Annotated in this window: 18 protein-coding genes; 7 read left to right on the top strand and 11 right to left on the bottom strand. The window is 68.2% G+C overall.

The window, feature by feature from the left end; translation table 11 throughout:
• Window positions 1-108 precede the first annotated feature (108 nt).
• Together MKK65_RS14480 and argS are read right to left on the bottom strand one after the other, a co-directional pair.
• A complete protein-coding gene (locus MKK65_RS14480) occupies window positions 109-1455 on the bottom strand; it encodes an SPOR domain-containing protein (RefSeq protein WP_243958442.1) in 1347 nt (448 codons plus the stop codon).
• Between the two features lie 49 nt (window positions 1456-1504).
• The gene (gene argS, locus MKK65_RS14475) at window positions 1505-3256 is read right to left on the bottom strand and encodes an arginine--tRNA ligase (protein WP_243958440.1); all 1752 of its coding nucleotides are present in this window, start codon (window positions 3254-3256) and stop codon (window positions 1505-1507) included.
• A 292-nt stretch (window positions 3257-3548) separates the two neighbouring features.
• On the opposite strand from argS, the gene MKK65_RS14470 reads away from it, so the two are divergent.
• Window positions 3549-3959, top strand: a complete 411-nt coding sequence (locus MKK65_RS14470) for a hypothetical protein (protein WP_243958438.1) — start codon at window positions 3549-3551, stop codon at window positions 3957-3959.
• A gap of 23 nt (window positions 3960-3982) precedes the next feature.
• Here the strand turns inward: MKK65_RS14470 and MKK65_RS14465 are convergent, their stop codons facing one another.
• A complete protein-coding gene (locus MKK65_RS14465; protein ID WP_243958436.1) occupies window positions 3983-5230 on the bottom strand; it encodes a deoxyguanosinetriphosphate triphosphohydrolase in 1248 nt (415 codons plus the stop codon).
• 154 nt (window positions 5231-5384) lie between these two features.
• Between MKK65_RS14465 and MKK65_RS14460 the strand changes: the two genes are divergently transcribed.
• Together MKK65_RS14460 and MKK65_RS14455 are read left to right on the top strand one after the other, a co-directional pair.
• Window positions 5385-5711: a HesB/IscA family protein gene (locus tag MKK65_RS14460; protein WP_058194426.1), complete on the top strand. Its 327-nt coding sequence runs from the start codon at window positions 5385-5387 to the stop codon at window positions 5709-5711.
• A 150-nt stretch (window positions 5712-5861) separates the two neighbouring features.
• Window positions 5862-7784, top strand: a complete 1923-nt coding sequence (locus MKK65_RS14455; RefSeq protein WP_243958434.1) for a hypothetical protein — start codon at window positions 5862-5864, stop codon at window positions 7782-7784.
• A 42-nt stretch (window positions 7785-7826) separates the two neighbouring features.
• On the opposite strand, the gene MKK65_RS14450 is transcribed toward MKK65_RS14455, so the two are convergent.
• From MKK65_RS14450 to MKK65_RS14440, 3 genes are read right to left on the bottom strand one after another with little or no spacing between them, the layout of a single operon-like run.
• Window positions 7827-8561: an ABC transporter ATP-binding protein gene (locus tag MKK65_RS14450; protein WP_243958431.1), complete on the bottom strand. Its 735-nt coding sequence runs from the start codon at window positions 8559-8561 to the stop codon at window positions 7827-7829.
• The gene (locus MKK65_RS14445) at window positions 8542-9279 is read right to left on the bottom strand and encodes an ABC transporter permease (protein WP_243958430.1); all 738 of its coding nucleotides are present in this window, start codon (window positions 9277-9279) and stop codon (window positions 8542-8544) included. The genes MKK65_RS14450 and MKK65_RS14445 overlap by 20 nt, the downstream gene beginning before the upstream one ends.
• 45 nt (window positions 9280-9324) lie before the next feature.
• Window positions 9325-10308 (bottom strand): ABC transporter substrate-binding protein, encoded by a 984-nt coding sequence (locus MKK65_RS14440; protein ID WP_243958429.1) that lies wholly within the window; start codon window positions 10306-10308, stop codon window positions 9325-9327.
• 197 nt (window positions 10309-10505) lie between these two features.
• Here MKK65_RS14440 and MKK65_RS14435 point away from each other — a divergent pair, with 197 nt between their 5' ends.
• Complete coding sequence (locus MKK65_RS14435) at window positions 10506-10883, top strand: 4a-hydroxytetrahydrobiopterin dehydratase (protein ID WP_058194422.1); 378 nt, start codon at window positions 10506-10508, stop codon at window positions 10881-10883.
• A gap of 20 nt (window positions 10884-10903) precedes the next feature.
• On the opposite strand, the gene MKK65_RS14430 is transcribed toward MKK65_RS14435, so the two are convergent.
• From MKK65_RS14430 to MKK65_RS14415, 4 genes are all read right to left on the bottom strand, one after another.
• Window positions 10904-11125, bottom strand: coding sequence for a hypothetical protein (locus tag MKK65_RS14430; RefSeq protein ID WP_058194421.1), 222 nt, complete (start codon window positions 11123-11125; stop codon window positions 10904-10906).
• Window positions 11126-11303: 178 nt separating this feature from the next.
• The gene (locus tag MKK65_RS14425) at window positions 11304-14369 is read right to left on the bottom strand and encodes an efflux RND transporter permease subunit (protein WP_313902041.1); all 3066 of its coding nucleotides are present in this window, start codon (window positions 14367-14369) and stop codon (window positions 11304-11306) included.
• A 22-nt stretch (window positions 14370-14391) separates the two neighbouring features.
• Entirely contained in the window at window positions 14392-15489 is a 1098-nt protein-coding gene (locus MKK65_RS14420; protein ID WP_243958427.1) for an efflux RND transporter periplasmic adaptor subunit, read from the bottom strand.
• Window positions 15486-16577, bottom strand: a complete 1092-nt coding sequence (locus tag MKK65_RS14415) for an efflux RND transporter periplasmic adaptor subunit (RefSeq protein WP_243958568.1) — start codon at window positions 16575-16577, stop codon at window positions 15486-15488. The genes MKK65_RS14420 and MKK65_RS14415 overlap by 4 nt, the downstream gene beginning before the upstream one ends.
• Window positions 16578-16682: 105 nt before the next feature.
• On the opposite strand from MKK65_RS14415, the gene MKK65_RS14410 reads away from it, so the two are divergent.
• Entirely contained in the window at window positions 16683-17246 is a 564-nt protein-coding gene (locus MKK65_RS14410) for a TetR/AcrR family transcriptional regulator (RefSeq protein ID WP_243958425.1), read from the top strand.
• 361 nt (window positions 17247-17607) lie between these two features.
• Window positions 17608-18309 carry a hypothetical protein gene (locus tag MKK65_RS14405; protein ID WP_243958423.1) on the top strand — a complete coding sequence of 234 codons (702 nt, stop codon included), beginning with the start codon at window positions 17608-17610 and terminating at the stop codon, window positions 18307-18309.
• A gap of 54 nt (window positions 18310-18363) precedes the next feature.
• On the opposite strand, the gene MKK65_RS14400 is transcribed toward MKK65_RS14405, so the two are convergent.
• Complete coding sequence (locus tag MKK65_RS14400; protein WP_243958421.1) at window positions 18364-18648, bottom strand: hypothetical protein; 285 nt, start codon at window positions 18646-18648, stop codon at window positions 18364-18366.
• A 449-nt stretch (window positions 18649-19097) separates the two neighbouring features.
• Between MKK65_RS14400 and frc the strand changes: the two genes are divergently transcribed.
• Window positions 19098-20375 carry a formyl-CoA transferase gene (gene frc, locus MKK65_RS14395; RefSeq protein ID WP_243958419.1) on the top strand — a complete coding sequence of 426 codons (1278 nt, stop codon included), beginning with the start codon at window positions 19098-19100 and terminating at the stop codon, window positions 20373-20375.
• Window positions 20376-20417: the final 42 nt, after the last annotated feature.

Below are 20417 nucleotides of genomic sequence, written 5' to 3'. Positions count from 1 at the left end.
TGGGACATCGTCAAAGGCTGAGTGTTGCGGGACGGACTCGTGTCCCTCCCCGCCGGCCCCTCCCGCTTCGCGCGGAGGAGGAAGCTATAGACCACCGTTATCGATGGCTCAGTTTTTCGCCACGAAGCACTGGCCACCTTCACCTTGTAGTGCCGTGCACAGGCTCGCGGCCTCGGTCTTGGCCAGCGGCCCGACGCGGACACGGAAGATCGTCTTGCCGTTGACTTCGGCCTGCCGGATCAACTCAGGTTTGCCAGCGAGCTCGCTGTACTTGGCCTGCATCTGCTTAAGCGCGGCCTTTGCCTCGGCGGCGCTGCCGCGCACGCCGAGCTGAACCGAGAAGCCGCCGACCGAGCCGGTCTTGACGGTGTCGTCGGCGGCTTCCGGCGCTTCAGTGGCCGGTGTGGACACTGAAGCGACCCGCTGCGCAGCCTTCGGCGGCGCCTTCACCGCGACGGGCTTCGGTTGGGCGGCCTCAGCCGGTGTCGATTGCGGTGATGTCTGAACCTGTTCCGGGCTGGTGACCGGCATAGACGCAGCCGCTTGACGGGTGGGCTTAGCCTTTGCCTGGGCCTGCTCGTCGGTGGGCAGAACCATGGTGGGGATCGGGGCCGGAGCGGCGTCGGCCTGAGCCTCACGCTGGACCGGCGCGGGGGGCGCCTCCGGCTTCACCGCCACCGTGCGGACCCGGCGCGGCTCGCCGAAGGCCTCGAACGGGCCGTTGCCCGGCGTGGTGCCGCTCTGCGCACCGCCGGCCGGACCAGTCCCCTGTGCCGCGCGGGCCGCTTCGGCCACGTCGATCGGCTGCTCCTCGCGGTTGACGATCTTGATCTGGCCTTCCTTCGTCTTGCCCTTTGTGTCGTAGATCTGCCGGTTCTGGTCCGGGATCTCGACACCGTCGGCAACCTTCGGGGCGACCTTGAGAGGCGTTGAGTCAGCCTGGACGACCGGTACGCCGCCACCGCTGCTCGAGCCGTGTAGACCCTTGTAAGTCAGTGCACCGGTGACGGCCACGGCGACGATCGCGATGCCGGCGCCTACAGAGGCGAGACGGCGGCGGGGGTTCACCCGCCGGAGCGAACGGCCGTCCTCGTACTCCGCTGCGGCGGAATCCTGAGCCTCCACGCCATAGGCTACGGGCTCCTCGTGCGTGTCGCGCTCGACCGAGGCGAGGTACTGGTCGAAGGCATCAGCAGGATTCGCTTTGACCGGCTCCGGGGCAAAGCTCGGCTCGACTCGAGCGTTCCAGCCGGCCTCGGGATGCGCCGCTGCGACGCCGCGCATCTCGTCGCGCGCTGCGAGCAATGCGCGGAACGGGTCGTCCTGGCCGACGATCCGCGCCAGCTCGGCCAACGGGTCGGGCTTGGCGCCACCCGCGGCGCCACGAGCTTGCTCCTGACGCAGATCGCGCGCGAGGGCGTCCAAATCGACCTGAGCGCGCGAAGCGTTCGTCATGGCAGCATCCTCACATCAGCGCCGATCACCGGCCCGATGCACATCGAGCCTATCGCATCTCGTCCGGCGCGTTCACACCGAGAACCGCGAGGCCGGCAGCGAGCGTACTCCGGAGAGCCTCGACGAGCGCCAGCCGCGCCCAGGTCGACTTTCGGTCGGTTGCATTAACAAACCGTAATTGCGGCAAGTCTTTGCCCTTGTTCCATAAAGTATGAAGGGCAGCAGCCATTTCATAGAGGTGGAACGCGATCCTGTGCGGCTCGTGCGCCACGGCCGCCGATTCCAGGACGCGGGGATACTGGGCGACCAGCCGCATCACCTCGACCTCGCCGGGATCGGTCAGGAGGTCGAAATCGGCCTCGCGCAGCAACGCTGCCGGCGAAAGGTCGGCGCCAGAGAAAGCCTCGCGCGCCTGCCGTTGCACCGAGCGGACCCGGGCATGGGCATACTGGACATAGAAGACTGGGTTGTCCTTCGACTGCTCGACAACCTTGGCGAGGTCGAAATCGAGCGTCGCGTCGTTTTTCCGGTAGAGCATCATGAACCGGATCGCGTCGCGACCGACCTCGTCGATCACATCGCGTAGGGTCACGAACTCGCCCGCCCGCTTGGACATCTTCACGGGCTCGCCCGCGCGCAACAGCCGCACCAGCTGGCAGAGCTTCACGTCCAGCGTCGCCTTGCCGTCGCTCACCGCTTTCACGGCCGCCTGCATGCGCTTGACGTAGCCGCCATGGTCGGCGCCGAGCACGTCGATCAGCTCGGTGGCGCCGGCCAGATACTTCGCGCGGTGATAGGCGATGTCCGAGGCGAAGTAGGTGTAGGAGCCGTCCGACTTGAGCAGCGGACGGTCGGTGTCGTCGCCGAATTCCTGGGTGCGGAACAGCGTCTGCTCGCGGTCCTCCCAATCCTCGGGCAGCTGTCCCTTGGGCGGCGGCAGACGGCCCTCGTAGACGAGGCCTCTCTCGCGCAACTCCTGAAGGAGCGCCTTCACGGCGCCGCTCTGAAGAAGCGTCCGTTCTGAGAAGAACACGTCGTGCCGGATGCCGATCGCCGCCAGATCGGACCGGATCATGTCCATCATCATGCCGAGCGCGATCTCGCGGACCACCGGCAGCCACGCGGCCTCCGGCTGGTCGAGGAGCGCGCGGCCATGGGTCTCCGCGAGCTTGGCGCCGACGGGCTTCAGGTAGTCGCCCGGATAGAGCCCCTCGGCGATGGTGAAGGGCTCGCCCAGAGCCTCCCGGTAGCGCTGGTAGGCCGAGCGAGCCAGCACATCGACCTGGGCGCCCGCATCGTTGATGTAATATTCCCGCGTCACCTGCCGCCCGGCCGCGACCAGGAGATTGCACAGGGCATCGCCGAACACCGCGCCGCGGCCATGACCGACATGCATCGGGCCGGTGGGATTGGCCGAGACATACTCGACGTTGATCGGCCCGCCCTGCAGCTGCGCGCGGCCGAAGTTCTTGGGATCTGCGAGTGCGCCGCGGATCACGTCGTGGAAGATTCCGGGGGCCAAGCGCAGGTTGATGAAGCCCGGGCCGGCAACGCTCGCCTCCAGGATCCGCGGATCGGTGCGCAGCTCGGCGGCCAGCGCCTCGCCGAGTGCCTTCGGGTTGGTTCGCGCCTCCTTCGCCAGGACCAAAGCTGCGTTGGTGGCGAGGTCCCCGTGGGAAGGATCGCGCGGCGGCTCGACGACGACGCGGCCGAGGTCGAGGCCCTCCGGCAGCTGGCCGGCGCGGGTCAGGGCCTCCACGGCCTTGCGCACACGCACCTCGAACAGGGCGAAGATGTTCATCGGTCTCGGTCTCGCTCGTGCGGGGGATGCTGCCGCCCGGCCGTCTCGGCCTGCGCCCGCTCGGAGCCGTCTAGCAAGGGGGCGGGAGGGTGTCACGGCGCGGCAGCGTTAGCGGGCCGCGGAGCGCCCCAAGCCGGCATTAACCGCGTCGAAAAACGATTCCACATTCGATCGAATGATGGCAGTTTATCCCCACGCGATGACTACCGACGCCCAGCAGCGCATCTTGTCTTGGCCGACGTGATTCTATGTGATCTCCCCGATCGCAAAATTCTCGATCGGGGAGATCTTCATGAAGACATTGATGATGGTGGGCGCTGCGCTCTGCGCGGTGGCTATGGCGGCGCCAAGTGCTGAAGCGCGCGGCTTCCGGGGCGGCGGCTTCCACGGCGGCTACGGCGGATATCACGGCGGCTTCGCCGGGCGTGGCGTCTACGGCCGCGGCTACGGGTATGGTCGCGGCTACGGATACCGCGGCGGCTACGGCCGCGGACTCGGTTACGGACTGGCCGGCGCCGGCATCGGGCTGGGCCTCGGCCTCGCAGCGGGAAGCCTCTATGGCGGCTATGGGGGCGGTTATGGGTATGGCTACCCCGCTGCCTATGGCGGCTACGATTACGCCTACCCGGCCGCCTATGGCGGCGGGTACGGCGGTTACGGCTCGGGCTGCTACGGCAGCTTCACCTGCGGCTGCGGCTGCTGATCGCCGAAATCCCTGGCCGGACATCAAGGTTCGGTCAGGGGCAGGCCACGGCTCGGCAGCTCCCAGTAGAGATCGGGCGTCTTCGGGTAGAGCTTGCGATGGGCCAGCACCGCGTAGGTATCGGTCATGCCGGCGATGTAGTCGGCGACTCGCCGGGCGATACGACCCTCCGGGGCGTCGGCCAACCCGGCGCTCCATTCCTCCGGCATCCGCGACGGCGCGGCCGTGAAGGCCGAAAACAGGTCGTTGACGATGGTGTCAGCCTTCCTGCGCACGGCCACCACCCCCGGGTGCCGGTACATCCGCGCCCAGAGGAAGCGCATGATCTCGGCATCGGCCTCCACGATCGCCGGCGAGAACACGATGACCGGCTCGGCGGCCTGGCGGATGTCCTCGACATTCTTCGGATCGAGCGCGGCGATGCGGCGGCCGCCCTCACGGATCACGTCCTCCACGAATCGGGTGATCACCCGCCGGGCGAGTTCGTGGATCACCCGGGACGGTTCGAGGCCCGGATGGAGACGGTCGATTTCATCCAAAAGGTCGGCCAGGAACGGGACTGCGCGCAGCTCAGGGATATCGAACAGGCCGGCCCGCAGGCCGTCGTCGAGATCGTGGGCCGCATAGGCAATGTCGTCGGCCAGCGACGCAGCCTGCGCCTCCGGGCCGGCCTGGCTCCACAGGTCGAGCGGGTTCTGCGCGTCGTATTCGAGGATCGCCGCCGGGATGCCGCGCTCGATGTAGCGCGCGGTCGGCTGCCCGTCCCGGGCGAGCAGCGGCCCGTTGTGCTTCACCAGCCCCTCCAGGGTTTCCCAGGCGAGATTGAGGCCGTCGAATCCGGCGTAGCGCCGCTCGAGCCGGGTGACGATCCGCAGGGCCTGGGCGTTGTGGTCGAACCCGCCATGGGCCGCCATGCAGGCGTCGAGGGCGTCCTCGCCGGTATGCCCGAAGCAGGTGTGCCCGAGGTCGTGGCTCAAGGCCAAGGCTTCGGCCAGATCCTCGTCGAGCCCCAGCGCGCGGGCGAGCGCCCGGGCGATCTGGCTCACCTCCAGGGTGTGGGTCAGGCGCGTGCGGTAATGGTCGCCCTCGTGATGCACGAAGACCTGTGTCTTGTGCTTCAGGCGGCGAAACGCCGTCGAATGGATGATCCGATCGCGGTCGCGCTGGAAATCGCTGCGGGTCGGCGACGACTCTTCGACAATCAGCCGTCCGCGCGTCTGCGACGGATCCGTGGCATAGGGCGCCCGCCAGCGCTCACCGTTCGGACGCACGGCGCCCGCTCTCGATCTCACGCAGCCCGATCATGACCCCTCCTCGCCCGGCGCGTTGCGGCGCGGGCCTTGAACCCATATCTTGTGGGCTGAGGCGGGCTCGGCAACGGCCGAGCGATGCCGTCCACCGAACACTTGCGTGGCCAAAGCACAAATGGCTGAGATCACCCTGACCCCCCGCGCCGCCAAGCGCATCAACGAGATCATGGGCGCGGAGCCCCCGGGCTCGTCGCTGCGCATCAGCGTCAACGGCGGCGGCTGCTCTGGATTCTCCTACGCGTTCGACATCGCCCGGTCCCGGGAAGCCCAGGACTTTGCGATCGAGCGCGACGGCGCCACCGTGATCGTCGATCCGGTCTCGCTGGAATACATGTCCGGCTCGACCATCGACTTCGTCAACGATCTGATCGGCCAGTCCTTCAAGATTGAGAACCCGTTGGCGACCGCCTCCTGCGGCTGCGGTACCTCGTTCTCGCTTTGAACGGCCGCGGCGGTCCCGCTTCCGGGGCCGTTGCGCGTCTACGACACTGGAGCCGGCTCAGGGCCCCTGCGTCGCATGTTCAATTGCTTCGACCGGTAAAACGCGGCACCCATGCGGCGACCCCGCCTGAGCCGTGATCCGGACCATCCCATGATCCATCCGAAGGCCCGATCCCGCCTCCGGTCGGCTTTGGCCGCGACCTGCGCCCTCGCCTACCTCACCGGGATGGGGTTGCCCGCCCCGCTGGCGGCCCAGGAAGGCGCCGCCGCCGTCCAGGACGTCACGGTCGCGGACGTCATGCTGCCGTTGGGTGGCACGCTGCTCCGGGCGCCGAAGCTGACGGCGAGCGGCACGCGTCTCTCCAAGGATGAACTCGCGGCGATCCTGAAGTCGGATTCCACCGAGCCCTGGGAGACCCGGCTGGCACGCCTCGACGCCGGCAGCCTGACCATTCCGGTCTTGACGTCCGAACATGCCGGCCCGGGCGACGACCGCCAGACCGTGACCTACCGTGACGTGGTCGCTCGTGATGTGAAGTCCGGCCGCGTCCGGGAACTGACCGCCGCGGGCGCGACGGTGAGCGCGGCGGCCGGCCTGAACCGCGGTAACGGGACCTACGGGCAGGTCCGTGCGACCGATCTCGACCTCGCGGCACTGAGCCGCCTCTACACGGTTCCGGGTGACGGCAAGGGGCCGGTGCAGCGGGTCTACGGCACGATCCAAGTCGCGGATGTGATTTATTCGGACGCCCGCGGCACCACTGTGAAGATCGCGCGCCTGGACGGCCGCGATCTCGGCGGCCGGCAGGTTCCGGACGGCTGGAACGGCGCCTTCGAGATCGTCGCCGCGGGCTTCCAGCCGCCTCACGACCGGCGGACCTTCGCGGCGGCCGCAGCCGACCTGATCGAGGCGACCGCCCTCGGGAGCCTCGACTTGCAGGGTCTGAGCGTCAGCAATGCCGATCCGCAAGGGCCTGTCCTGTTCGAGATTGGACGGGCGACCTACGCCACCGGCCCGGATTCCGGCACGGTTCTAGAGAACATAACCGTGTCGCGCGGCAGCCTGCGCGCGCATCTCGGGCGCCTCGCGCTCGCCAACGTCTCACTGGCGCCGACGATCGCGGCCTTGCGCAGTTTCGCTGCCGAACCCGAGCCCCGGCCCGGCTTCAGTGATGCCGAGATGCGCCGCCTGACGCCGGCCCTGGGCGGCCTGACCCTGGCCGATCTCAGCATCGACCTGCCATCCGACGCCGAGCTTCCGAAGCCCCCGCCGCAGGATCCGCGCCCAGCCCCCCGTGCGGCTGCGCCCGGCAAGCCGTCCCAGGCCAAGCCCGCGGACGCCAGGGCACCGGACCCCAAGCCCGGCGACCCGCTCGCGGTCACGATCACGGCGGCCCCCACCCGCCGGGTCGCCCTGCGCGAGGCCGCCTTGTCGTTCGGGCCGCCGCAGGACGGCGTGCCGAGCGCCAGCCGCCTTACCCTCTCGGGCCTGAGCCTGCCCGCCGATCTCGTGGCCGGTGCGCCAATCGTCGGCGCGCTGCCGGCCTACGGCTACCGGGACCTCGATCTCGACGTGGTGGCCGACGCGGCGCTGGACGGGAAGGCACGCGACCTGTCCCTGCGCGATGTCACGATCTCGGGCCGCGATATCGGAACGGTCCGGCTTGCCGGCACGCTGGGCGGCATCGGACCGGAACTGTTCAGTGGCACCCTGCCGGCCACGACGATGGTGATGTTCACCGGCAGTGCGAAGAGTCTTGACCTCACGATCGAAAATGCGGGTCTGTTCGAACGCTTCCTCGCAGCCCAGTCGAAGGACCTGAGCCTCAAGCCCGATGAATTGCGCAAGGAATACGTGACCGCCAGCCTGCTCGGCGTCCCCGTGATCCTCGGCAACACCGCAGCCGCCAAAGGTATCGGTGCAGCGATGGGCCAGTTCGTGATGAAGCCCGGCAAGCTCGTCCTGCACGCCAAGTCCAAGGAGCCCGCCGGCATCGGCTTCATCGATATCGGCGCGGCCCGCTCGCCGGCAGCCCTGCTCGATCGGATCGACGTCGAAGCCAAGGCGAATTGAGCCCTCGAAAAGAGCCGCCTGCTCCCGGTGAGGAGGCGCAGGCTATTCTGAGATGATTCCTGGATGCTGCGCTGCCAGCGCGGCCCGGGTCGCCTCGGCCCAGGCGCGGTCGCGCTGCCCGCGCGGGCGGTCGAGGGTCACATCTGCCATGAGGGTCGCGGGTCGCTTCGAGACCAGCAGCAGCCGGTCGGCGATGCCGATCGCCTCAGTGACGTTGTGGGTCACCATCAGGACGCTCATCCCGGCGGCGTCGACCGTGTCGACCACCAGCCCGCGCAGCTCGGCGGCGGCGGTATCGTCCAGGGAGACGAAGGGCTCGTCGAGCACCAGCACCCGGGGTGCGTCGGCAAGCGCGCGGGCGAGCGCCACCCGCCGCTGCATCCCGAGCGACAGGGCCTTCGGGTAGCTGCCGCGCCAAGGCGTGAGGCCGAGCTGGGCGAACAGGCCGTCGAGATCGCGTCCGCGCCGCGACCGCGGCAGCCCCAGCCGAACATTGTGCTCGACACTGCGCCAGGGCAGCAGCCGCGGCTCCTGGAACACCATGCCGGCGTGATCGGCGCCGGAGACCCGGCCCTCGAAATCCGTGTCAAGGCCGAGCAGGATCCGCAGGGTCGTAGTCTTGCCGGCACCGGACGGCCCGATCAGGCAGACGATCTCGCCGGCCCCGACGCCGAAGCTGAGATCGCGGACCGCCTCCACCGGCTCGGCGCCCTTGGACCGATACCGCTTGGCGGCGATCGCGATCTGGAGAACCGGTTCAGCGCCAGCGGCGGACATGGGCTTCGAGCCGCTGCAGGAGGAGGACGTCGATGCCGATCATCACGGTCATGAACACGAGGCTGTAGCCGATGATCGCCGCCACGTCGGTGCTCTGGACGAAGTAGTAGTTGATCGCGAAGCCGACCCCGTCGGGGCGTCCGAGCAGCTCGACCACCAGGACGATCTTCCAGGCGAGCGACAGGCCGGAGCGCGCCGCCGTGACCACGTAGGGCTGGAGCTGCGGCACCAGCACGTCCAGCACCCAGGTGCGCCGGTCGAACCGGTAGGCGCGGGCCATCTCGTCGAGGCCGGGATCGAGATTGCGCGCGCCCTCGCGCACGATCACCGCGACGTTCGGCAGCTTGTTGAGCACCACCGCCAGGATGGCGGCGGTCTCGGTCAGCCCGACCCAGACATAGGCGAGCACGGTGATCACCAGGGCCGGCGTGTTGAGCAGGACGAGGAGCGGCGTGTCGAGGGTCAGGTCGGCGGCCTTCGAGCGACCGAGGGCGACGCCCAGCAGGATGCCCAGCACCATCGCCACCGCGAAGGAGATCGCCACCCGCAGCAGTGTGATCCCGACATTGTGAGCGAGGTCACCGCGCTCGGCCTCCTGGATGATGAAGCGCAGCACCGCCATCGGGGCCGGCAACAGGCGCGACCCGGCCTCCAGCGCGGCGAACTGCCAAGCGGCGATGAGCACGGCCAGGGACGCGATCCGGGTCAGCGCGCCCATGCGGTCCCGGCGATCCCCGAAGCAGCGACCGGCCTGACGGGTCGCTCAGCCATTGCGGCCGCTGTCGTAGTAGAGATCCGGCGGCAGACCATCGCCCTTGCCCACCAGCCGGGTGCCGCCGAGGCGGGACATCACGGCGTAGAGCTTCTCGGCATCGACGCGCTCCGCCGCCACCGGGCGGCGCGGGATGCCGGCCAGGAAGTCGCGCTTCAGCGCCTCGAAAGTCGCGTCGTTCTCGGCCGCCATCAGCGGGCGCACGATCTCCCAGGCGCTGGGATCGGCCGCCAGCATCTCCTTGGCGGCGCGGGACGCCCGTGCGAACCCGGCCACCGCCTCGGGCTTCTCCTTCACGGTAGCGTCCTGGAACAGGTAGCCGATCAGGGAGACGTCACCCGCGACGCCCAGCGCGTGCATGATGTCCTCGGCGCCGACCAGCCGGCGGAAGCCCTTGGCCTCAAGCCGGGCACAATAGGTCCAGTAGGTCAGCGCCGCGTCGAGGGCGCCCTGCTCCAGTTTCAGAGTGATCAACGGCGGCGCGCCGTAGGCGATCTCGGCTGCGTGCTCCAGGTCGATACCGGCGGCGTCCTTGGCCTGCGCCCGCAGGAGCAGCCAGTTCTTGTCGAGCGGGCCGCCGGCGACGCCGAAGCGCTTGCCGTCGAGGTCTTTCAGGCTCTTGATGGGGCTGTCGGCCGGCACCATCACGGCGCCCTCCGAGGTCGAGTACGGGATGAAGCGCACCGCCTGGCCGTCGTTGCCCAGCCGCGCTGCCCAGAGCAGGTCGCCGATGATCGTGTCGACCTGGCCGCCGATGAAGCTGATCCGCGCCGCGTCGTTGCCGGCGAGCTTGACCGCGTCGAGCTGGAAGCCGTTGGCGGTATCTAGGCCGCGGGCCTTGATCACCGCCGCTTCCCAGGTCGAGGTGCCGAACGGCAGGCTCCCGAGGCGGATCACCGGCACGTCCGCCCGCGCTGCCCGCAGGCCGAGGCCGCCGAGCAGGCCGCCGGCGAGCATTGCGCGCCGTGACAGCATCACGCCTTCTCCCATCGTATTGCGCGGTCTTCGAAGACAGCAGACTTGGGCGTGGACTTGTCCTGACGCCATTGGAAAAAGGTCATAGGGCTCGCGCGACACGCCGTCCACCGTGCCGGATGCCGCTGCGCGCTTGCGTGCCGCCGGCTGCGCGGGCACCCTCGCCTTCCGATACCAAGACGAAGGGGACGAGGCGAATGAGCGAGCGGCGCGAGGGCGTTCTGGACGAGGCGGCGGTGGAGGCGCGGCTGAAAGCCGAGCTGCCGCAATGGCGGCTGGAGGAGGGCTGGATCCGCCGCACCTACAAGACGGCGGGCTGGAAAGGTACGCTCATGGTGATCAACACGGTCGGCCACCTCGCCGAGGCCGCCTGGCATCACCCCGATATCACCGCTTCCTATGCCTGGGTCGAGGTCAGGCTGATGAACCACGCGGCCAAGGGCATCACCGAGAAGGATTTCGCCCTCGCCAAGAAGATCGAGGAGGTCGTGGCCTGGCAGCCGGCCCTGGAGGGCCAGGGTCTGGACGGCACGCCGTCCGATCCGCGCTTCGCCTATATCAAGTACGACACGTAGCGGCGCCCTGCTCCGCGCGGTCACTGCGGCTCCTTCACCCGGCGGCATTCGGTCTTGAGGTAGGCAGACTTGCCGATCTCCTCGCGTCGTTCGGTGCGGGCGATGATCTCCTGCCAGCCGGTGGCACAGCCGAGCTCGTTGGCCACGCGGACCTTGCGCACCTCCAGCGCCTCGGCATCGGTGCAGGCCTCCTGGGCGAGACCGTTGGCGCAGACCAGGACGACGGCGATGAAGGCGTTCATGCGGGCGGAGTTCCTCGGTTCTGGTCTCGCTTACGCGCGAGGACAGCCGGGAGTTTCGGCCTGCGGCACGACGTGCCCGATGCGAGGAATCACGGTCGGCCCGCCCTGAGGGGGCGGAGGGGCGGGCCGACCGCTCTTCGCAGCGTGGAACCACGCTGCGATCGGTGTCGCCGGTCGCTCAGGCGGGCTGCGCCGGAACCGGGTCACGGCTCTCCGGACGGATCCGGTAGCAGCCGACGTAGAGCGCAGGCAGGAACAGCAGCGTCAGGAACGTTGCCGCCAGGATGCCGCCGATCATGGCGAAGGCCATGGGTCCCCAAAATACCTCGCGGGCGATCGGGATCAGGCCGAGGCTCGCTGCGGCGGCTGTGAGCAGGATCGGCCGCATCCGATGGTGGGTCGCCTCGTAGACCGCATCCCAGGGCGCCATGCCCTCGGCCCGGAACTCCTCGATCTGGCTCACCAGGATCACCGCGTTGCGGATGATGATCCCGATCAGGGCCAGGATGCCGAGGATGGCAACGAAGCCCATCGGCTTGTCGAACAGCAGCAGGGCCGGGACGACGCCGATCAGCCCGAGGGGCGCCACCGTGAAGACGAGGAGCATCCGGCCGACGCTCTGGAGCTGGACCATGAGGAGAAGCGCCATCGTGAGCAGCATCACCGGCACCACCGCGGCGATCGGGCCTTGACCCTTGGCCGATTCCTCGACGGCGCCGCCGGTCTCCAGAGTGTAGCCCTCGGGAAGCGCCTTGGCGAACGCGTCGATCCCCGGCTGCAGGGCGGTCACGATGGTGGCGGGCTGGGTGGTGTCGCGGATCGTGGCACGCACCGTCACCGTCGCAAGCCGGTTGCGCCGCCAGACGATCGGCTGCTCGAGGTCGTAGCCGATCTTCGCAAAGGAAAGCAGCGGCACCACCGAACCGTTGGCCAGGCCGACCTGCAGGGATTGCAGGGTATCGAGCGACGAGCGCTCGACGGCCCGCGCCCGCCCGACGACGTTCACGAGGTAGATCGAGTCCCGCACCTGCGTGATCGCCTGGCCGCCCTCGATCCCGTTGAGGATGCCGGCGATGTCCTGGCTGGTCACACCGAGCTGGCGTGCCTTGTCCTGAAGGATCTCGACCCGCAGGACCTTCCCGGGCTCGTTCCAGTCGAAGGTTGGCACGTCGAGCCGGCGGTCCGTGGCAACCACGTTGGCGAGGTCGAGGGCGAGGCGGCGGACCGTTTCCATGTTCGCGCCGCTCAGCCGGTACTGGACCGGTCGGCCCACCGGCGGCCCGAGGCTCAAAGGCTGGACCAACACGTCCGTGCCGACGAAGTCGCGCTTTCCGATCGCCTGGAGTCGGGCCATGACCTGGTCGCGAACCTCGAGAGACTTCGTGACGACGACGATCTGGCCGTAGAACGCGTTGGAGAGCTGCTGGTCGAGGGGGAGGTAGAAGCGCACCGCGCCCTGGCCGACATAGGAAGACCAGCTCGCCACGTCCGGGTCGTCCTTCAGCTTGGCCTCGAACCGGTCCATCTGCGCCTTGGTCTCGGCGATGGTGGCGTTCTGTGGCAGCGTCAGGTCGACCAGCACCTCCGAGCGATCGGACGACGGGAAGAACTGTTGCTGGACGTGGCCCATGCCGACGATCGCCGCCGCCATCAGGGCGAGGCAGAGCGCGACCGTTGTCCAGCGCCAGGCCATGGCGACTTTAAGCACCGCCAGGAACATCCGGGTGAGAAACCCGCGCTTCTCGGCATGGTGCTTCACGGTCTTCGGCAGCAGCGTGACGCCGATCAGGGGCGCGAACAGCACGGCCACCACCCAGGAGACCAACAGCGAGGCGGCCAGCACCACAAACAGCGAGTAGGTGTACTCGCCCGCTCCCGAGCCGTTGAAGCCGATCGGCAGGAAGCCCGCCACCGTCACCAGGGTACCGGTGAGCATGGGGAAGGCCGTCGAGGTGTAGGCGAAGGTCGCCGCCTTCCGGAGCGTGTCGCCCTGCTCCAGCCGCGCGACCATCATCTCGACCGTGATCATGGCGTCATCGACCAGCAGGCCGAGCGCGATGATCAGAGCACCGAGCGAAATGCGCTGCAGCGTCACGTCCATCATCTGCATGACAACGAAGACGATCGCCAGCACGAGGGGGATCGAGACCGAGACCACCAACCCAGCCCGAACGCCGAGGCTCACGAAGCTGACGGCGAGCACGATCACGACGGCCTCAACCAGCGCTTCGGTGAATCCGCCGACCGCGTGCTCGACCTGCTTGGGCTGGTCCGAGATCAAGTGGACGCCCACGCCCACCGGAAGCGTCGCCTCGATCCGCCGCATCTGATCCTTCAGGGCCTCGCCGAAATGCAGCAGGTTGGCGCCCGGCCGCATGGCGATGGCGAGGCCGATGGCGGGCTCGCCGTTGACCCGGAACATCGGGGCGGGCGGATCCTCGTAGCCGCGGCTGATCTCGGCGATGTCGGCGAGCCGGAAGAAGCGGTCGTTGACCCGCAGGTTCACGTCCTGAAGCGAGGCTTCCGAGGTGAAGGAGCCGCTCACCCGCAGGGAGACGCGCTCCGGCCCGGCCTGCACCACCCCGGAGGCGGAGACGGCGTTCTGCGCCTGAAGTGCCTTGATCAACGCCTGGAAGTCGATCCCGTAGCCCGCGAGCTTGCGGGTCGAGAAGTCGAGATAGATCGTCTCGGCCTGAGTGCCGATCAACTGGGTCTTGCCGATGTCGGGCACCCGCAGGACCTCGGTGCGCACGCGCTCGACGTAGTCGCGCAGCTGCCGGTATGTCAGGCCGTCGGCGGTGAAGGCGTAGATGTTGCCGTAGACGTCGCCGAACTCGTCATTGAAGAACGGGCCCTGCACGCCGTCCGGGAACTGGCCCTTGATGTCGCCGAGGCGCTTGCGGACCTGGTAGAAAGCCGGCTGCACGTCGGATTTCTTCAGCGTATCGCGGAACTGCACGAACACCGTCGATGAGCCCGGCGTCGTGTAACTGCGAACATAGTCCAGGCCGTTGAGCTGCTGCAGCTCCTTCTCGACGCGGTCCGTGACCTGATCGATCGTGTCCCTGATCGTGGCACCCGGCCATGTCGTCTGGACGACCACGGTCTTGATCGTGAACGGTGGGTCTTCCTCGCGGCCGAGGCGGCTATAGGCCATCACGCCCGCCACCAGCGAGACCGCCATCAGGAACCAGACGAACGAGCGATGCCCGAGCGCCCAATCGGAGAGATTGAAATCCTTCACGGGAAGCCCTCCTCCGACCGGCTCAACGGGCGTCGTCGGTCAGGCGCACAGCCTGGCCTTCGCGCAGGGTGTGGACGCCTGCCACGACGATCCGCTCGCCCGGCGCGAGACCCGCGCTGATGGCGATGCGCCCGCCCTCGTCTCCCTCCGGGGCGGAGGCCGGCGTCACGTCGCGGCGCACCACCGACTTGCCGTCCGCGGCGACGATCCAGATCGAGCGGCGCTCGCCGTCTTGGAGCAGCGCGGAGTCCGGCAGGAGGAAGCGGCGCGGGACCTTGCGCATCAGCGACACATCGATGGTCGCTCCGAGCCGGAAGGCGGGTCCGGGATCCTCCAGGGTGATGCGAATGCGCCGGGAGCGCGTCCCGGCCTCGGCAAGCGGCGCGATCTCACGGACGCGGCCCCTGGCCGTCAGTTCGGGCGCGCTCTGGAGCGCCACCGTGAACACTCCGTCCGCCGGCAGGGCGCCGACATACTGCTCCGGGATATCGACCACCGCTTCGCGGATCTCCGGCCGTGCGACGGTGACGACCCCCTGGCCGGCGCTCAGCACCTGTCCGATCTCGGCGAGGCGCTGGGTGACGACACCGTCGAACTCGGCCTTCAGCTCGGTATAGCCCATCTGATCCCGGGCCTTCTGAAGGCTCGCTGCGGCCTGATCGAGCCGCGCCCGGGCGGTGTCACGCTTGGCCACCGCCTGATCGAGAGTGGATTGCGAGACGTTGTTCCCCGCCATGAGACGCCGGGCGCGCACCTCGGCGGCCTCTGCATTCTCGTTCTGTGCTCGCGCATCGGCGAGATCGGCTTCGGCCCGGGTCAGGTCGAAGCGCGTCACCACGGTGTCCAGGGCGGCCAGGCGCTGACCCTTCTTGACGATGTCGCCGACGGTCACGTCGCGCGCCACCATCCGGCCAGGAATCTGAAAGCCGAGTTGCGACTGGTAGCGGGGCTCGATCGTGCCTGCGAAGGGGCCGAACGCGATGCTGTCGCTGGGCACGGCCACCTGCGTCAGGACCGGTCGCACGGGGGCTGTCGCTTCCTTGGGCGCATCGCCATGGCCGTCGCAGCCGCCGAGTGCGAGCGCGAGTGTCGTGCTCGCCAGAACCGCACGCGCCCTCATGGGTTGCCTCCAACGAGGGCGGCGGCAACCTCCTGCCCCGGACGCAAAAATTGGATTCCCGCAATGACGACGCGCTCGCCCGGCTCGACGCCGCTCTTCAAGGCGATGACGTCTGGCCCGTACCGGTCGATTTCGACGGTGCGGACCGATACGGTCCGGCGTCCGGCATCATAAACCCAGACCGCCGGGTGACCGTCGTAGCGATACAGTGCCGACCAGGGCAGGATCACCGCTTCGTGCGGCGCGAAGCGCCCGTGGCCGATGACGACGGCGCCGAGCCCCATGGCCGGGGGCGTCTGCTCCAGGCCAATCTTGACCCGGACCGTGCCGCTCGACGCATCCACCGTCGGCGAGACCTCGCGCACGGTTCCGCGCGCCGTGATCGCCGGATTCGCTTGCAGCGAGACGGTGATGGTCTTGTCGCCCGGTGGTCGCGCGGTCAGCGATTCGTAGACGTTGAAAACCGCGTCCCGCGGCCCGTCCTGGGCGAGCACCAGAACGGTCTGGCCAGCTTGGACCACTTGGCCGACCTCGACGCTGCGGCTCGTGACGATCCCGGACACGCCGGCCCGCAACTCCGTATAGGAGAACTGCTCCTGAGCTGTTCCGATTGCCGCCTTGGCCGAATCGACCGCGGCCTGGGTGGTGCGCAGCTCCTGCTCGGCATTGTCGTAGCTTGGCCGCGTCGTGTAGCCACCTGCCAGCAGCTGCTTCTGGCGCTCGAAGGCCATCTTTGCCTGGGTCAGCAGCGCTTCAGCGGAGGCCAGGGCGGCCTTGGCGGTGTCGAGATTGGCCCGCTGGGTCAGCGGCTCCAATACGGCCAGGACCTGATCGGCCGCGATGTGATCGCCGACCTCGACCCGGCGCTCGGCGACCTTGCCGTTCGTGCGGAACGAGACGTTGACCTGCGCCTGAGCCTGGATGTCGCCGGTGAGCACGACCTCGGCGGCAACCGGCGTGCGCCGGGCCTCGACCACGCGGACGCGTGCCAGAGCCGTGTCCGGCGCCACCGCGGGTTCGGCGCCCCGGGCCGCCGATGTGAGGGTGATCGTCGCCAGCACCACGGCTGTGTATCGATGAGCGGTCATGCGGATCTTGCGGTCGACCATCGCGGCGGAGTGGGATCCGGCCACGTGACGCGTTCCTACTTCATCGCTTACATACCGTCCAGTCGGTTTCTAGAACGGTGACCCATGCGCGTGAAACGGCAGCGGCTGGCGGAACGGCCGGAGATCATTCTGGAGGCGGCCGACGCGGTCCTGCGCAAGGGGGGGGCACGGGCGCTGACCATCGACGCCGTTGCGACCGAGGCAGGTCTCAGCAAGGGCGGGGTGCTGCATCACTACGCCTCCAAGGACGCGCTGATCCTGGCCCTCGTGGCGCGAAAGCTCTCGGAGCTGCGCACGGAGATCGCCGCCTGCGAGGCCGAGATCCCGCCCGGACCGGCGCAGCTGCCGATGGCCATGGTGGCGCATGTCCGGTCGCATTATTGCGACGACGAAGAATCGTCCCGCGCGCTGCTCCTGGCCTCGGTCGAGTCGCCCGAGGCCCTGAACGATTACCGGGCCTTCGTCGCCGACCAGCTCGACCGGCTCGCGGCGATGAACAGCGCCTGCCCTGGAGAGGGCTCCGTCCTGTTCTTCGCGATCCTGGGCGTTATCATGGGCCGGACCCTTGGCTTCCACCAGCTCGACGTGGACGCGCTGGAGCCGATGTTCGAGGCGCTGGAGCGCATGGCCCGGAAATCCGAAGCTTGACCCCGCTGGACGGGCCACGGAACGCGTGGAGCTGGCGGTCTTTGCCGACGAACACACAGAAATTCGCGTGCAGTGCCAAGCTCGAACCGCAATCCTCCGCAATGGCAGGTTCGCTCGCGACGATGTAGGCGCACCTGAAGATTCCGCCGCCCGGTAAAAACCGCGATGCTGTCTTTACCGGTCCGCCGAAACGACTATGCGAGACGAGCGTCCTCACCCTGTTGCGTCGCTGAGCGGTTAGGCCGTTGCATACCGAAGACGAATCTCGGAACGACAACACCGGATCGTCAGGTGCCCATGAGTCCTTGGGTTGCACGAGCGCGTTGATGGCCGTCCCGTTACTCACCGCCAGCGTAGCGTCATGAACGAACACGCCGCGATTCCGTCTGCCGACGACCTGCGCAGCGCCCTCGCCCGCACGCTCTACGAATACGACGGAACCGAGAACGCCGATCATCCGGCCTGGGATGGAGATGCGCTGGATATGCACCATCCGGGCTTGCGCGAGCGCTATCTGCAACGCGCTGACGCCCTTGCCGCCGGTCCCCTCGCCGGCCTGATCACGGATCTGAACGACCGGAATGCGCGCGACGAGGAGTTGCGCGTGCTGCGTCGGCAGCGCATGGCGCCCGAACGTGAGCGCGAGCTCCTAGAGGCGAACAACCGCGTGCTCGCGCGGGTTCATGCTGCGGAAGCGGCCCAGGAGGCTGCCGAGGCTGCCCTGTCCGTGGCGCAGCGAGAGCGAGACGTTTCCCGGGAGGCGGAGGCGTTCTGGCAGCGTTTCGCGTTTGATGCCGATGAATTGGCGACCCGCCGCCTAATCGAGCAGACTCATGCCCGGGCGGAAGCCGAACGCACCGCGATCCGCGAGCGCTGCCGGCGGGAACGGGCTGAGAGCGCCTTGCGCCTCTTCGCCGACCGGGCCGAGGTGATGCCCAAGGAGGGTTGGGCGTCGGAACTGACCAAGGCCAATCGCGACATCCCGCTCTGGTGGTTTCACGCCGCCCGGGTCGCGCTGGAATCACACAACCCGCAGATCGGCCCCGAGCCGGAGAACCCGTAAGCCCGTCGCTGTGCGGCCCATCTCAGCCGCACCAAAATTGAGTCGAACCAACCGTCAGGCCGCGGCCGGCCGCGCCACCTCCGCCGGCGGCTCGCGGAACAGGGCCGTACAGCCGGAGCCGCGGTGCATGCTGAGGATCGAGGCCCGATCGATTTCCGGATGTGCCTTCAGTACCTTCTGCACGCAACACAGGACGCGATCGTACTGCGCGGCGTCGAAATTCGGCTCGAGCAGGCTGACGGCGATGTACGTCTCGACCACGAGCACACGCTCCGCCCGGTCGCGATCGACATCGACGGCAATCCAGGACGACTTGATCAGGCTGGTGCTGGCGAGCATGGGCGTTCCTCGTTCAGCGTTGTTACGCAATCGACCACGGCGCGGCCGATCGATTTTGGCGGAATGATGAACCGCCTTGAGACGTATGCCAAGGGGGCGACGTCCGGTTCCCACGTTGCACTTGTGCGATCGCGTTGAGACTTGAAACTCTTGGGTCTAAGCACAGACGTTCTACCCTACCTTCGCGTGTGCTTCTTTCTACTCGCCTCGCGCAGATGGCATGTGGTATACAAGCAGGAAGGCCCGCCAGACCGGGCTAGCGTGACGGAACCGCGATTCGACGGGACCGCGCATCGGGAGGGAGTGTCGGCATGGTCCGTCCGAAGACACCAGGCGCGTGTTTCCAGAATCGCCGCGCAGCCTCCGCGACGACACGGCGGTCGTGAGACGGGTCTGAACCCCGTCCCGCCGCCGCATCCCGAAACCCGACCCGAGATCCGAGACCGATCATGAGCAAGGCCCTCGAAGGCGTCCGCATCCTGGACTTCACCCACGTTCAATCCGGCCCGACCTGTACCCAGCTCCTCGCCTGGTTCGGGGCCGACGTGATCAAGGTCGAGCGGCCGGGGGTCGGCGACGCCACCCGCCAGCAGCTGCAGGATCTCCCGGATGTGGACAGCCTGTATTTCACGATGCTGAACCACAACAAGCGCTCGCTCACGCTCGATTCGAAAAACCCGAAGGGCAAGGAAGTGCTCTGGCGTCTGATCGAGGAATGCGACGTCCTCGTCGAGAATTTTGCGCCCGGGGCGCTGGCCCGGATGGGTCTGACCTGGGAGAAGATCCACGCCAAGAACCCGCGCATGATCCTCGCCTCGGTCAAAGGCTTCGGGCCGGGCCGCTACGAGGAGTGCAAGGTCTACGAGAACGTCGCGCAATGCGCCGGCGGCTCGGCCTCCACAACCGGGTTCCGGGACGGCATCCCGATGGTGACCGGCGCCCAGATCGGCGATTCCGGCACCGGCCTGCACCTCGCGCTCGGCATCGTCACGGCGCTCTACCACCGGACCCAGACTGGCCTCGGCCAGAAGGTCGACTGCGCCATGCAGGACGGCGTGCTCAACCTGTGCCGGGTGAAGCTGCGCGATCAGCAGCGCCTCGAGCACGGTCCGCTTAAGGAATACAGCCAGTTCGGCGAGGGCATCCCGTTCGGCGACGCAACCCCGCGGGCTGGCAACGATTCCGGCGGCGGCCAGCCGGGCCGGATCCTGCGCTGCAAGGGCTGGGAGCAGGACCCGAACGCCTACATCTACGTGATCACGCAGGCTGCGGTCTGGGACCCGATCTGCGACATCATCGGCGAGCCGGGCTGGAAGACCGACCCGAACTACGCCTCCCCGAAGGCGCGCCTGCCGCATCTCAACGAGATCTTCACGCGCATCGAAGCCTGGACGATGAAGATGTCCAAGTTCGAGGCCATGGACATCCTCAACGGCCACGACATCCCGTGCGGCCCGATCCTGTCCATGAAAGAGATCGCCGCCGACGAGGCTCTGCGCGCGACCGGCACCATTGTCGAGGTCGATCATCCGACCCGCGGCCGCTACCTGTCGGTGGGCAACCCGATCAAGCTGTCGGCCAGCCCGACCGAGGTGGTGCGCTCGCCCCTACTCGGCGAGCACAACGATGAGATTCTCCGCGACGTGCTGAAATACTCGGCCGAAGAGGTCGAGGAGATCGCCGGGTCCGGCGCCATCGGCGGCGTGCAGAAGATCGCCGCGGAATGAGAACGGCCGGCGATCCCGGGCCATTCGCCCGGGATCGCCGCC

It is taken from the genome of Methylobacterium sp. J-001, assembly GCF_022829565.1.
GTDB lineage: Bacteria > Pseudomonadota > Alphaproteobacteria > Rhizobiales > Beijerinckiaceae > Methylobacterium.
The sequence above is the reverse complement of the archived record's forward strand: the minus strand, read 5'-3'. Positions and strand labels throughout refer to the sequence as shown.